The 14,535-nt window shown below is 33.7% G+C and carries 15 protein-coding genes; 9 read left to right on the top strand and 6 right to left on the bottom strand.

Annotated features, from left to right (window positions below; genetic code table 11):
* The first annotated feature begins 56 nt into the window (after window positions 1–56).
* From rpsF to secF, 6 genes are all read left to right on the top strand, one after another.
* Window positions 57–440 (top strand): 30S ribosomal protein S6, encoded by a 384-nt coding sequence (gene rpsF / locus KF816_11745; protein ID MBX3008684.1) that lies wholly within the window; start codon window positions 57–59, stop codon window positions 438–440.
* A gap of 32 nt (window positions 441–472) precedes the next feature.
* Entirely contained in the window at window positions 473–934 is a 462-nt protein-coding gene (locus KF816_11750; protein MBX3008685.1) for a single-stranded DNA-binding protein, read from the top strand.
* A gap of 15 nt (window positions 935–949) precedes the next feature.
* Complete coding sequence (gene rpsR / locus KF816_11755; protein ID MBX3008686.1) at window positions 950–1,162, top strand: 30S ribosomal protein S18; 213 nt, start codon at window positions 950–952, stop codon at window positions 1,160–1,162.
* 14 nt (window positions 1,163–1,176) lie between these two features.
* Entirely contained in the window at window positions 1,177–1,620 is a 444-nt protein-coding gene (gene rplI / locus KF816_11760; protein MBX3008687.1) for a 50S ribosomal protein L9, read from the top strand.
* Window positions 1,621–1,734: 114 nt separating this feature from the next.
* Window positions 1,735–3,606 carry a protein translocase subunit SecD gene (secD, locus tag KF816_11765; GenBank protein MBX3008688.1) on the top strand — a complete coding sequence of 624 codons (1,872 nt, stop codon included), beginning with the start codon at window positions 1,735–1,737 and terminating at the stop codon, window positions 3,604–3,606.
* A 17-nt stretch (window positions 3,607–3,623) separates the two neighbouring features.
* On the top strand, window positions 3,624–4,763 hold the full coding sequence (gene secF / locus KF816_11770) for a protein translocase subunit SecF (protein ID MBX3008689.1): 1,140 nt from the start codon (window positions 3,624–3,626) through the stop codon (window positions 4,761–4,763).
* A 97-nt stretch (window positions 4,764–4,860) separates the two neighbouring features.
* Here secF and KF816_11775 read toward each other — a convergent pair whose 3' ends face one another.
* Genes KF816_11775 through KF816_11800 form a run of 6 tightly spaced genes read right to left on the bottom strand, consistent with a single transcriptional unit; the run spans window position 4,861 to window position 11,279 of the window.
* A complete protein-coding gene (locus tag KF816_11775) occupies window positions 4,861–6,540 on the bottom strand; it encodes a PP2C family protein-serine/threonine phosphatase (protein MBX3008690.1) in 1,680 nt (559 codons plus the stop codon).
* Window positions 6,541–6,543: 3 nt separating this feature from the next.
* Window positions 6,544–6,963: an ATP-binding protein gene (locus KF816_11780; GenBank protein ID MBX3008691.1), complete on the bottom strand. Its 420-nt coding sequence runs from the start codon at window positions 6,961–6,963 to the stop codon at window positions 6,544–6,546.
* A 25-nt stretch (window positions 6,964–6,988) separates the two neighbouring features.
* Complete coding sequence (locus tag KF816_11785; GenBank protein ID MBX3008692.1) at window positions 6,989–7,336, bottom strand: STAS domain-containing protein; 348 nt, start codon at window positions 7,334–7,336, stop codon at window positions 6,989–6,991.
* Window positions 7,336–9,387: a SpoIIE family protein phosphatase gene (locus KF816_11790; GenBank protein MBX3008693.1), complete on the bottom strand. Its 2,052-nt coding sequence runs from the start codon at window positions 9,385–9,387 to the stop codon at window positions 7,336–7,338. The genes KF816_11785 and KF816_11790 overlap by 1 nt, the downstream gene beginning before the upstream one ends.
* Before the next feature lies 1 nt (window position 9,388).
* On the bottom strand, window positions 9,389–10,669 hold the full coding sequence (locus KF816_11795; protein ID MBX3008694.1) for a hypothetical protein: 1,281 nt from the start codon (window positions 10,667–10,669) through the stop codon (window positions 9,389–9,391).
* Between the two features lie 10 nt (window positions 10,670–10,679).
* Complete coding sequence (locus tag KF816_11800; protein MBX3008695.1) at window positions 10,680–11,279, bottom strand: sigma-70 family RNA polymerase sigma factor; 600 nt, start codon at window positions 11,277–11,279, stop codon at window positions 10,680–10,682.
* Between the two features lie 209 nt (window positions 11,280–11,488).
* On the opposite strand from KF816_11800, the gene KF816_11805 reads away from it, so the two are divergent.
* The 3 genes from KF816_11805 (at window position 11,489) to KF816_11815 (ending at window position 14,419) form a co-directional block, all read left to right on the top strand.
* Window positions 11,489–11,827: an STAS domain-containing protein gene (locus tag KF816_11805; GenBank protein ID MBX3008696.1), complete on the top strand. Its 339-nt coding sequence runs from the start codon at window positions 11,489–11,491 to the stop codon at window positions 11,825–11,827.
* 76 nt (window positions 11,828–11,903) lie between these two features.
* The gene (locus KF816_11810; GenBank protein MBX3008697.1) at window positions 11,904–13,172 is read left to right on the top strand and encodes an adenylosuccinate synthase; all 1,269 of its coding nucleotides are present in this window, start codon (window positions 11,904–11,906) and stop codon (window positions 13,170–13,172) included.
* 23 nt (window positions 13,173–13,195) lie between these two features.
* Window positions 13,196–14,419: a HAMP domain-containing histidine kinase gene (locus tag KF816_11815; protein ID MBX3008698.1), complete on the top strand. Its 1,224-nt coding sequence runs from the start codon at window positions 13,196–13,198 to the stop codon at window positions 14,417–14,419.
* Window positions 14,420–14,535: the final 116 nt, after the last annotated feature.

The following is a 14,535-nucleotide window of genomic DNA, read 5'->3' on the forward strand; positions in this document are numbered from 1 at the left end:
ATAACCCTGCTTTTCAGAGACCTGAAAGGCCAGAAGACCAAAGGGAGGTGAAACGAATGCGTAAAAATACCTACGAAAGTGTTGTAATTATTAATGCAGCACTTGAAGACTCACAAGTTGATCAAATCGTAAATCAAATCCAAGAATCAATAACCACACATGGCGGAGATATACTCGAAGTTGAAAAATGGGGTAGAAAACGCCTAGCTTACGCAATTAAAAAAGCAAAAAGCGGTTATTATGTTATTTTCAGATTTGCCTCATCGACCGATTTTATTTCGGTTCTTGAGAGAAATTACAGATTGGAAGAAAATATTTATCGATATCTCACAATCGCGCTAGATAAATTTGCTTTAGAAGCAATTTCAAAGCAAAAAGAAGCAGCAGCCAAAGCTATAGAGGTTGAAGCAGCAGCCAACCAAGATGTAACAAAAGAATAAGAGTTAAACTTTAGAAAGCAACGGAGGAATAGATGGCTGACCTTAAGATGCCAGAAATTAATAATGCTATTGTTGCGGGTAACCTAACGAAAGATCCTGTATTTAGACAAACGTCTAATAATACACCTGTAGTAAATTTTCATATCGCAGCAAATAGAAGATATAAAGACAGCAGTAATCAATGGCAGGAAGATGTTTGTTACGTTGGTGTTGTTGCATGGAACAAATTGGCCGATAGCTGCAGAGACCGCCTTAAAAAAGGCAGTGCTGTTTTAATTGATGGCGAATTGCAAAGCCGCACTTTCAAAACTGAAGACGGTAAAAATAGAACAATTGTTGAGATTAAAGCTAAAAGAATTCAATTCTTAAACAAAGCTAGCAGAAACCATAACGGTGATGATAGCGATTCAATTGTTGATGATACCGAATATGAAGATAATTCTTTCGACAAATTCTTAACTGATGAAGAATCAGATTTGATGAAAGAAAATTAGGACGGGAGTTTTTAAATGAAAACACAAAAAAAAGTTAAAAGAGTAATTGATAGCTATATCGATTACAAAGATTCAAAACAATTACAAAAATTTCTCACAGATCAAGGGAAAATTATACCAAGAAGAATTACCGGTTTAACCGCAATACAACATCGTGAATTAGTTGTTGCTATTAAACGCGCTAGACAATTGGCTATTTTACCCTTCGTTTCTGAAGCAGTTAAGTAGGATAAGGTGACATGATGAAAGTAATATTAAGAAAAAACTTTGACCAGCTTGGAAAAGTTGGTGATATTGTAAATGTTAAAGACGGTTACGCGAGAAACTTTTTATTGCCACGACAAATTGCTTATCAAGCAACTAAAGGTAATATACTTGCTCTCGAAGAAGAGAAAAAACAAATCCTGAAAAAGGAAGCTAAAGAATTAGAAACCGCTCAAAATTTGGCAACTGAACTTGAAAAAGTCTCGGTTACTATTCCAGTTACTGTTGGAGAGGAAGATAAAATTTTTGGTACTGTTACTAATCAGATGATTGCTGACTTCCTTAAAGAAAAAGGTTTCGATTTGGATAGAAGAAAAATTGAAATCACAGAACCTATTAAAGCATTAGGTATTTATAGTGTTTCAGTCAAACTTCATCCAAGCGTTACTGCTACTCTTAAAACCTGGGTTGTAAGAGAGTAGTACTAAAACATATTAAGCCCCTATTGCGGGGCATTTTTATGTGATATGTACCTTATTGTTTTTTAATAATGGTATCTAAATTCATCAAATTTAAAAACTAAACTATAAAATCTAATGAAAGAATTAAGATTCAGACTTATACTTATCATTGGTGCATTGGCTCTTACTATTTATCTGCTATTCCCCACTTATCAAGATTACCGTAACAACAAAGAGGTAGCAAAAAATCTTGAGACAGTTGAAAAAAAGATAAAAACGAGCAATCCTACCATTACAAAAATTGAGTTAAAGGATATAATTCAATCTAAAAAAGATAGTATCCTAACAAATAATCAAGATTTCCGCGATGCTAGAGAAAAGAGAATTAAACTTGGACTTGATTTGCAAGGCGGTATGTATATAGTAATGGAAGTCAATACTGCAAAACTACTCGAAAAAATTGCTAAAGATACCGATGAACAATTCAATCAAATACTAAGTGATTCTGAGAAAGAATCAAAGATATCTGATGAAAATGTGGTTTCTATTTTTTCCCGCAGAATGAGAGAAAAAAATGTTCGATTAAGCCGCTACTTTGGATCTATCAGAGAAGATGACACACAGATTGAAGCTAGACTGCTAGAACAAGAGGCTGATGCGGTAACGAGAGCTATTGAAATTATTCGTAATAGAGTTGACCAATATGGCGTTTCTGAACCAAATATTCAGAAACAAGGATCAAGACGAATTGTTGTTGAATTACCTGGCATTGCTAGAGAGGAAGAAGCCAAAAGACTTCTTCAAGGAAGAGCGTTGCTAGAATTTAAATTGGTTAAAGAAGCTGACCAAGTAATTCCAATAATGAATAGAATTGATGAAATACTTGCCGGTAAACAAGAAACTGATACAACTACTCAGCAGGGTGATTTAACCGAAGAACAATTTGCAAAACAACATCCTTTCTTTGCCGTGGCTCGACTCATTGATCAAACCGGATCTATTGCGGATGCGTTTGTGCAAGAAGAAGATCGTGATCTAATTAGTCAATATCTTCAAAGACCTGACGTAAAAAATATTTTGCCGGATAATCTTGAATTTGTTTATGATGCAAAACCTGAAGTTGGAGAAGATGGCAAAAAGTTTTTCAGAATGTATGCGGTAAACAAAACTGCCGAGTTAACCGGTGGTGTTATAGTTGACGCACAATCGAATATCGATCCTTCTACTTCAGCTCCGGTTGTAAATATGCAAATGAATAGTGAGGGCGCGCGTGAATGGGCTAGAATTACAGGCTCAAATATTGGCAAAAGATGTGCAGTTATTTTAGATGGAATGGCTTATACTGCTCCTACTATCCAAAATAAAATACCTTCAGGAAATTCTCAGATTTCGGGAATGCCTAATCTTGATGAAGCAAAACTTTTAGAGATTGTTCTAAAAGCCGGTGCACTTCCTGCCCCAATAGACATAATTGAAGAGAGAACAATTGGTCCATCATTAGGACAAGATTCGATTAGCCAAGGATTTAACTCAATTACTTTGGGTTACTTAATTGTAGCAATCTTTATGATTTTCTATTACAGAAAAGCTGGTTCATTTGCCGATTTTGCGCTTGTATTTACAATTCTTCTACTTCTCGGTATTCTTGCAGCATTTAGAGCAACATTAACATTGCCCGGTATTGCTGGTATAGTGTTAACAATGGGTATGGCTGTTGATGCTAACGTAATTATTTTTGAGAGAATTAGAGAAGAACTATCTACAGGCAAAACAGTGAAAGCAGCGGTTGAGGCTGGATTTAAACATTCCTACTCTGCGATCTTCGACTCCAACATTACAACGTTTTTTACCGGTATAATACTTTATCAATTTGGCAGCGGCCCAATTCAAGGATTTGCTCTTACATTAATGATTGGTATTGCCACTTCACTATTCAGTCAATTAATCCTTGTACGCCTAATATTCGATTTTATGCTCGCCAAAGGCTATAAAGTAAACCTCGGTTAATATAGGAGATTATATAGATGAGATTATTCGCAAATTTAAAAATCGATTTTATGAGCAAGAGGACATTCTTCTATTTTGTCTCTACTGCTTTCATTTTACTTGGGGTCCTGGGAATTTTTGTGAAAGGAATTAATTTTGGAATCGACTTTAAAGGTGGATCCGAAATTGCTCTTGAATTTGAAAAACCAATCGAAATAACCGAGATTAGAAGTGAAGTTGATAAACTGGGGCTCGGCAATATCGAAGTAAAAACTTTTGGCGGTTCAACCGGCATTCTTTTAAGAACTGATCTGCAAGAAATTCCAATCAATCTACTCCCTACTGTTAAGAGTAAAATTGAATCTTTGATAAATAATATATCACCTGGTTTGGAAAGAAAAATAACTGAATCAACCAATACCGCAGTTATTTATGAATTCCCAACTCCCGAATCAGCCGATATTATTGCCAACCGATTATATGAAGCTGGTTTTCAAACCGCAGAAGTTTCGGAAGAACCAACCAATACAGGAGTTGTTGTTCGACTTGGGATTTCAGATTGGTTAAAGGAAAATCTTTCTGAAAAATATACCGACAATCCATTTACTGTACTTAAAGAGGATAAAGTTGGGCCTAAAATTGGGCAGGAATTAAAAAGTGATGCGGTAATTGCAGTAATTCTTTCATTGCTTGTAATTCTAGTTTATTTAGGGTTTCGTTTCAAATTTGCATTTGCAATTGGTGCTGTTGCCGCATTGTTCCACGACGTATTGATTACATTGGGAATTTTTACTGTTCTCTACGGAGTTATCCCAGGATTAAATCTTGAATTTTCTGTAAGTATTGTGGCTGCGTTCTTAACATTGGTTGGGTATTCTATTAACGACACCGTTATTGTTTTTGATAGAGTTAGAGAACAAATGAAAATTCACAAGACCGCACCCTTAGAAGATAATATTAATTATGCCATTAACAGAACAATGAGCAGAACTATTATTACTACTTTAACAACCGCATTAACCGTCGTTATTCTCTTAATATTTGGTGGTGAAGTTTTAAGAGGATTTGCTTTCGCGTTGATAATTGGTTTTATAGTAGGAACATACTCTTCAATATTTGTAGCAAGCGCATTTGTTCTTGAATACTCGAACCGAGTAAAAAGTAAACTTCAATTTTAGTTTTAGTTCTTTTACAACAAAAAACCCGATCAAATTGGTCGGGTTTTTTATTTTAAACAATTCTTACTAAAAGAAGAAAAAGCTATAGTTTATATTACTATTTGACTTTTACAATAATTGAGGTAATGTCATCCGATTGTTCTGCTCCAACTGTAAACTCATTCACGCTCCTCATCATTATTTTTAGTATTTCATCGGCACTCTTATTACAATTCTCTAATGAGAGCGATTCAAGTTTTTCATCACTATATTCTTCCCATTTAGTATTCATAGCTTCCGTAATTCCATCTGTGAATAAAACGATAGCATCTTCTCGTTGAAGTGTAATAGTTTCCGAAATGTAAGGGACAATTGTTTGCATTACGCCAAGAATCATACCCCCTTTTTTGAGTTTCTCAATTTTTGAATTTCTTATTAGCAGAGGAGGATTATGCCCCGCATTTACATAAGTAAACTCCATTGTTTGGTCATCGAGTATCCCCCAAAAAAATGTGATAAAACTTCCCATCGTTGTATTCTCGGCGACCAAATCGTTCAGCAAATTCGTGGATTCATCCAATGGTAACTTCATCTTTGAAATGGACTTTAAAAATGCTTGAATATTTGCCATTAATAATGCGGCAGGAACACCCTTGCCAGATACATCCGCTATTGCAATAAGAGTCCTATTCTCATCGAGTTTAATAATATCATAATAATCGCCCCCTACCATTCTAGCTGGACTATTGTAAGCGGCAATTTCATAATTTTTTAATTTAGGGAGACTCTTCGGTAAAAGGTTATTCTGAATATTTTTGGCAGTTTCTAGATCTTTTTCGAGTCGTTGCTTTTCTAATGTTTCCTTAAATAGTCTTCCATTCTCTATTGAAATGATAGCAAAACTTCCAACAGAATAAACAAATTCTATATCCGACCTAGAATACTCTTTTTTATTGTTTCTATGTCCAAGTAAAATTAAGCCTTTAGTTTCTCCTTTCACCTGCATTGGAACAACCAATTCTACGCTAATCTCTTCAAGCTTTTGAAATTCTCCAACCATTTCAGAGCGATTCAGCGGTCTATTGATTTTTGAAATATCTAAAACTTTTAAAGTCTCCTTTAGTTTTATTTCATCGTATTTGCTGTCGAGGATATTTATTGAGCCGCCTGCACACGAAACAACAGCATACTTGGAGACCATCATCTGACCGATTAAAGAATAAACGAGTAGTTTAATTACAGTATTAACTTCTAAAGTACCACTGAACTCTTTTCCCAAATCGAACAGTGCACTTAACTGATTTACTTTTGAATCAAGACTTCTATTTGCGTTTTTTAGTTTATCGAAAATAAGAGAGTTTTCAATTGCAGTCGCGCCTACATTTAATATAGTGATCAAGAAAGAAATATCATCTTCATCGTATTCCTTTTTGGTTAATCTGCTGCCGAGTATTAAGTATCCTTTTTTTTCATCGTTAGATTTTATCTGCTGAATTAATGGGAACCCATGCTTAAATGCAAAATTGGAAATATTTTTCTCCTCGAACTCGGGATCAAATGGTATTTCATTAAAGGATTGAAGTACCTCTGATGAAATCCCCTTTGAAGATTTAACTTCAAGAATTCCGTTATCATTATATAGACTAATAAAACCTCTTGTTGTGTGAAATTTTCCAAAACAGGTAAGTAAAATATTATTTAGAGCGAAGGTAAGATCTAGTGAAGAGTTTATGAGGTTACTAAAATCAACTAGAGCAGAAAGATTGCGTAAAGCTGAGTTATTATCAATCTTATGCATTTATTATCTTGTTAGATATTTTACTATTTCAATCTGGTTTCTATCATCCTTAAGAGTGGAATAATTTACTTCATCCATCAATTTTTTCATAAGATACACACCTAAACCACCCACTCTTTTTTGTTTATAGTACTCTTGAATATCTGGTTCGGGGACTTTTTGTATATCGAAAGAAATACCTTGATCAACTATTTTAATTGCAAAACGAGAATTTTTATATTCTATTTCTATATCTATTTTACCGGCAGGTAAATTTTTATAAGCATGTTTAATAATATTGGTACAGGCTTCATCAACAGCCAAAATAATTTTACCAATTATATCTTCTGTGAAGCCAACTTTTTCGGCAGAAGTTCTGGTAAACTCTCTTATAAGAGAAAGATTATCTGTATTGCTGTTAACAGTCAATTTTTCGGACAATATTTTATTTGAAGCGTTCAAAGTGGGCCTATTTTATAAATTTTTGAACGGCATCTGTTTCATCTTTGTAGAATTCATAAAGCATAGGGAATCCTAAAAGATCAAAAATATTGAAAACATTATCTTTCATATTAGAGAATTTGATATCTCCACTGTTTTCACGCATTGTTTCCACATACGCCATAAAAACGCCAAGCCCGGCGCTACTGATGTACTTCAACTCATTAAAATTAACAACAACTTGAAACTGCTTCTTGTTGATTAATGAATTGAATACATTCTCCAAATCGGGCGCAGTGTGGGCATCCAAATACCCCTTAAGATCAATAACGCTCACGGAACCATGATCCCGTAAGTTTGCATTGAACTCCGCCATTAAGATTCTCCGTTTTTATTTTTATTCCATCTAATTAATACTAAGGTGATATCATCATGTTGCGACAACTCACGGCTAAATAGACTTAATTCAGTCATTATTCTATTGGAAATATCATCGACACTTTTTGTGTGATTGTTTTTGATGATGTTTGCAAAATTATCGTAACCGAACTCTTCCTTTTCAAAATTCATTGCTTCCGTAATTCCATCGGAATAACAAATCAAAATATCATCATTATTCAATTGAATTTCCATTTCTTGAAGCGTTTCTGCGAAATTATTCGCCATCTCGAATCCTAATCCCATACCGCTCGGCTGTAATTTTTCAATCCCGACTTTTCTACTAACCATCACCGGAGTGTGTCCTGCTCTTGCAATCTTTACTTTTCCACTCTTTTTATCCAGTATGCCATAAACAGCTGTAACAAAGTTTCGTCGGTCTAAACTTTCCTTTAAAACATTGTTTGCATTTACCAATAATTGTTTTGGTTCAAAAATAATTTTTGAGAGGGATTCAAATATTCCTTTAACCTCTGCCATTATAAAAGCTGCAGAAATTCCTTTACCAGAAACATCTGCAACAACAAACCCTAATCTATTTTCATCTATTTCAAAGAAATCATAATAATCGCCACCTACTTCAAATGCAGGGACAAAAAGCGCTGAAATTTCTAAATTATTACCTTTTGGAATTTCTCTTGGCAATATTTTTCGTTGAATATCCCTTGCAACATCAAGTTCCTTTTCAAGTCTTTCCTTCTCAATTGATTCTTTCAATAATTTAGCATTTTCCAACGCCAACGCTGAATAATCCCCAAATGTTTGAATTGATTTTTTTTCATCTACATCAAATTCCTTATCCGTGTGACGGGCGGCGAATAAATATCCGCTTACCAAATCATGTACTTTAAGAGGAGCAATTGCAATTACTTTATAACTTGGTGATGCTCCGTTACTTGCATCAAGCGAGTGATATATTTTAATGACATCAATATTGTCTGTATCCGAATTAATTATTTTTTTAGTAAGTATTTCTGCATCAACATACCCAATATTTTGAACGCTTTTCAGTTCTAAAAGGTTATTTTCTTTTGTAACAAGCCAGGCCGCATCGGAATTACAAACCCGTGCAGTAATTGATGTTATTGTATCTGCTAATTCTCTAAAATCGAAAACCTGAGTGATGAGTTTTGTGACATCCATGAATGAAGAAAGTTCATCTGCTTTGCTGTCAAAAGCTTCCGCTGTGGGTAAATGGAATAAAGTGGTGAAGAAAATGACGATGAAATAAATTATCCCGTAAATCATCAATAAACTTAATAACGTGTGTAACCCAGGGGAAAACATAAAAAACATTTGCTTGCTATAGTTAGAGCCCGTAATCTGTGCATAATTTAAAGAGAACAAGACCGAAAGAATAATGGAGATAATAAGCAGATAATATTTTTGTTTCTTCGGCAAGAACGCAATCCAGGCTACCCTTATCGAATTAAAAACAATTAATATTATACTTACGACAAAAAAAGCATCTTTTGGGTAATCGAGCGATCTGTCAATTTTTGTCAATGCATTGGAAAAAAATGAAAGACTAAAAAAGAATAGCATTGTATTAAAATATGTTTGCGGGTCCTTCTTTTGTCTTTGAAAAAACAATTCGCGAAAAGTCGTAAAAATATAAACTGCAGAGCCTAAAAATATAAACACAACAAGCAGTGAGAATAGTGAGTTGAAAAAGTTTAGATTAAAGTTTTTTTGTAAAGAACTGCCGAATAAATTATTAGAAATAGAAATTATAAAAAACATAAGTGCCGAGAGTATACCCGTGTTTAATATTATAGAAATAGGCACATCCAATTTACCCGATAGTACTCCTTTCAAAAAATTATAAAAGAAATAAATAGTTAAGAGTACTAGGAACTCATTAATCAGGTAAGGAATAAATGAATGATGCTGGGGAAAAATTAAATTAAAGAGGAATAACAACACTGCGGCAGCAATTGCATTCTCTAAAGGTTTCGATTTTATTCTTTTATTAATGCTTTCTTTCACGTTACTTTTTCTCAACTTTTAGAGAGTCATCTTCCACTGAATTAATTTTTAGATCTATTTTGTTTGAATCCTTTGTCGGTTTCGAACCACTTTTCTGATACTTCTCTTTCATTACCTTTTCGATTTTCTTACCTATGGAATCCATTTTTCTACCATATTCTTCCCAATCTTTTTCTGAATTTCCTTTTGGCATCAGCCGTAGCGATTCATTCACGATATTCATTGTTTCATTAATAATTGAATATGGGTTTACTATTCCAGTTTTATTTCTATGGTTATTGATCGCTTTCTTCAGTTTGGAGCTAGCAACATTTTTTTCAATTTCCGGGATATTAATCTTGATATCCCGCAATTTTTTTGATAGCTCATCTAATGAAATTCTTACATTCCCATTTAATTCTTCGGCCAATTTAAATTGATCAACAGGTATAACTATTTTTTGCCAATTGGAATCACTTTGATGTTCAAATTCAAATTTTTTGTTTACCGATTTTTTTTTCTCTTCTGGATTTATTTTAAAATTAATAGGGACTGGTGGTGGAGCAGGTACATCTGGGGAATTGCTGATTTTGTTTTCAATTATAGCAATCTGTCGTTCAAGATCCTTATTATTCCAATCTAATTTTGTTGCGGTAACAGTTTTTGGAGAAATGATTATAAAATCTTTTTCCAGGTCCTCTCCTCTTTTCGAAAGTAAATTAGATAACTGATTGGTCTCAAATTTCTGATTGAAAAGTTGAGCCGATTTTTTTGGGTCAATCTTTTGTGAAAATTCAATTAAATCGGCGAGTATTAATCTTTGAGTGTTTTGTAATTCTGGATTAACCGCGTAGGTTTCATCGGAACTAATTAATACCGAAGAGTAAATTGGTTTCTTGTAAGTGTTGAGAATTGAGTCAAGAGTATTTACCTCAGGTTCTTTCAAATTGAGATATTCAATAAACTTATTAAAGTTGTTTGATTCATTAACATTATCCAGATTTCTTATTTCAAATGATTGATTTTCCCCTTCCGTATTCAGAACTAATATTTTCTCTCTGTTCTCATCTATTGGTAAACTCTGGAAAAGTGCAAAATTAAAGAGATCTTCATTTGTTATTTTCGTTTGGAAAGCTAATGGACGTAAACCTTGGACTAATGCCACCAGAGCATTTTTACTGTCATTTATAGTTTGACCTAACTCATTTTTTTTATTCTTAAGAATGAACATAAGGATTGCTGAAAGGATAAGTAGGGAGACAAAAGGAATAGATTTCTTAAACAACTCTTTATTTATTAACATGGTTCACTTCTTAAGATCTTAATTCTTTCTGATATGGAGAAAGAATAATTTTTAGTGTTTCACGAGCCCTAAATATTCTAGATTTTATTGTACCAACTTCAGTTCCAAGTGAATCTGCAATTTCTTTATAACTGAGGCCTTCAATATCCCTCATAACTAACGGGACCCGCAATCTTTCCGGAATCTTTTCAATAGCTGTCCTAACCAGATTAGGAATGTCAACATTTTCAGAAAAAGGACCGGTACCGTAGTCGGTATCAGTTTCTTTTATGGGCACAAATATACTTCGAACCCTTTTTTTCCTTAGATAATCTCTGCACTTATTAACCGTAATTCTATAAAGCCACGTGGTAAATTTTGACTCAAATCTAAATTCACCTAATTTATGATAAACACTAATAAACACATCCTGAGATATATCATCAATAAATTCGGTATCTCCAAGGGTTAAGAAAACCAAATTCCGTACTTTTTCTTTGTGTTTAATTACCAGAATTCGGAAAGTAGATTCGTCCCCTTCAACAAAAGTTCTTATAAGGGCAAAATCCTCTTCCCTTTCCTCTTTCTTCTCAGAAAAATCAAATTGTTCTTGTTCTTTTGAAAGTTCCATTTTTTAGACGAGAGTTTTATTTATTAGTTCTAAAATTACTAATAAAAATTGTTATAGAATTACCAAAATCAATTCTTTATTTTTACTAAAGGATTCAATAACTTGCTTTCCAATATAAATATTATCAGAGGATTATATCCAATGCCTCTGCGCAAAAGGGCTTAAAAACTTATAAATATTAATAAATTTAATTAATAATCGGAGCAATTATGAAAGCGAAAGTCACAGAAAAATACAATGCCGTTATCGTTGAATTGAAGGGGAATGTAATGGGCGGCCCTGAAGCACAAGAATTTAGCGATTTATTAAAGAATTTGCTTCTTGATGGCAAAAAAAATATTGTTATTGATTTAGCAGATACTAAATTTATGAACAGTTCGGGACTTGGAATGCTTATAAGCGGTTATACGACGATTAAGAATAGCGGTGGATCACTTAAACTTGCTAACGCAACCGAAAAAATTGAGAGTTTACTTGTTATCACTAAACTTATTACAATTTTTGAGCATTTCAATTCTGTTGACGAAGCTATTAAAAGTTTCGTTTAGTATTATCTTATTATCAGTATCCGGTTTTATTGCCGGATACTTCCCTTTCTAATTTTAATTTTCTAAGAGGTAGTAAATGAGTGTTACTGTTATTGTAGGCAGCCAATGGGGTGACGAGGGTAAAGGAAAAATTGTTGATATACTAAGCGATCAATTTGACGTTGTAGTGAGATATCAGGGCGGAGCAAATGCTGGCCACACTGTTATAATAGGAGATAAAAAATTTATTCTTCACTTAATTCCCTCCGGTATTTTACGCGATGGAGTCATGTGCGCAATTGGCAATGGCGTTGTCATTGATCCTAAAGCTTTAATGGAAGAAATTTCGTTATTGGAAGGGATGGGAATTAATATTAAGGGAAGGCTCCTTATAAGTCATAACGCCCACTTAATTATGCCCTATCATAAATTAATTGACCAATTAAACGAGAGTGGTGCTAATAAAATTGGAACTACAGGCAGAGGAATTGGACCATGTTACATTGATAAATACGCACGCAAGGGTATTAAAATTGTCGATCTTCTTGATAAAGAAATTCTTCGTGAAAAAATAAAACAGAATATTGAAGAAAAAAATGTTCTTCTTACAAAAGTATATAATGAAAAAGAGTTGGATGTAGAATCAATAGTAAAAGAATATATAGAGTTCGATAAATATATTGACGAGTATATTGCAGATGTTCCTCTTTACTTATCAAATGCATTGGATGAGAATAAAAATATACTACTCGAGGGAGCTCAAGGAGCACTACTTGATGTTGATTTTGGGACATATCCTTTCGTTACTTCTTCAAATCCAACAAGCGGTGGTGCTTGTACTGGATCTGGAATACCGCCAACAAAAATTTCTTCGGTACTAGGAATAGTTAAAGCATACACAACCCGTGTTGGTTTAGGCCCATTCCCAACCGAACTTGAGGATGAACTGGGAGAAAAGCTTAGAAAAATTGGAGTCGAGTTTGGAGCTACTACCGGCCGTCCAAGGCGTTGCGGGTGGTTCGATGCATTTTTACTCAATTATTCAAGAATGATTAATGGAATTGGAAGAGCTGCTATTACCAAACTTGACGTTCTTAGTCATTTTGAAGAAATTAAAGTTTGTGTTGGATATGAGATAAATGGGAAAAAACTTAAAACTTACCCAACAAGTTTGGGCGAAATGATGAAAGTTAAACCGGTTTATGAAACACTTAAGGGGTGGAATTCTGAGATCTCTAATATTAACAACTACGATCAGCTTCCGTTGGAAGCCAAAGATTATCTTCAGTTTATTTCACAGCAAAGTGGGTTTGAAATAAGCATCATTTCTGTTGGACCAAGAAGAGATCAAACGATTCAACTATAACAATTAATATTTCCGGTATCTTTATGAAATTTTCTCCCGTATCGGCATCAATAAACATTAAGTTGCTTTTAGTGCTGATTGCGGCCATAATCGCGATCAGTACTTTAATTTACACTCAGAATCTTGTATCTAAATTACAAAACCGCGAAACAGAAATTGTAAAATTATATGCTAGCAGTTTAGAATTTATTGCCAATTCAGAAACTTCAAATCTTGATTATACTTTTATATTCCAGAATATAATTCAAAGAATAGATTTCCCCCTTATTTTGACAGATGCAAATGATAAAGTTAGTTCTCCAGTTGATGAAGGAGGTTTTAAGAATATTCAAATTGATTCCACACTATCATCTGTTGAGAAAACAGAATTCATCCAAAAAATGGTTAACAAACTTGCGCAGGAACATGAACCAATTTCTGTAAAAACTCCTGATGGGACCATACTACAAAAAATATATTATGGTGATTCTGAAGTAATCCAGCAACTCCGCTATTATCCTTTCGCTCAAATTATTATAGCATTCATATTTATTCTAATAGCCTATGTGAGCTTTAGCTATATTAAAAGAACTGAGCAAAGCAATATCTGGGTTGGAATGTCGAAAGAAACCGCCCACCAGCTTGGAACTCCTATCTCCAGTCTGATGGGTTGGAATGAAATGTTAAAATTAAATTTCAATAATCCCGATAAGGTACTTGATACCTCTAATGAAATTGATAGTGATCTTGAGAGACTTAATAAGATTACCAAACGGTTTTCAAAGATCGGGTCTAAACCGGAATTGAAAGAGCAGAATCTTTATGAGGTAATTCAAAAAGTAGTGAATTATTTTCACCGCCGAATACCTCAACTGGGTAAAAATGTTCAGATTAAGCTTTCAGGCAATTCAAATATGCTTGCAAACATTAATTCAGAATTATTTGAATGGGTGATTGAAAATCTAATAAAAAACGCACTGGATGCTATTGAGCATGACAACGGTGAAATTAATTTTTCCATTAACAAAGAGAAAAACAAGATTGCCATCGAAGTCACCGATAATGGAAAGGGTATTGAACATAAGCATAGAAAAGATGTTTTTAGACCTGGATACAGCACAAAAAAAAGAGGCTGGGGTTTAGGATTAAGCCTCTCTAAAAGAATTATTGAAAACTATCATAATGGAAAGATTTTTGTGAAAAATTCAGTAATCGATGAGGGGACTACTTTTAGAATTATTCTTCGTGATGATGTAAAATCTACCTGAACTTGAGAACAACTCTACCTCATAAATATTTGAAAATTTTTAATTTTTAAAACCATTTCGTTCAATAATCCTTAATTATTTAACTAATTTATAGATAGAATGAGATATACCAACCC

The sequence above is a fragment of the Melioribacteraceae bacterium genome, from assembly GCA_019638015.1.
Taxonomy (GTDB): domain Bacteria; phylum Bacteroidota; class Ignavibacteria; order Ignavibacteriales; family Melioribacteraceae; genus JAHBUP01.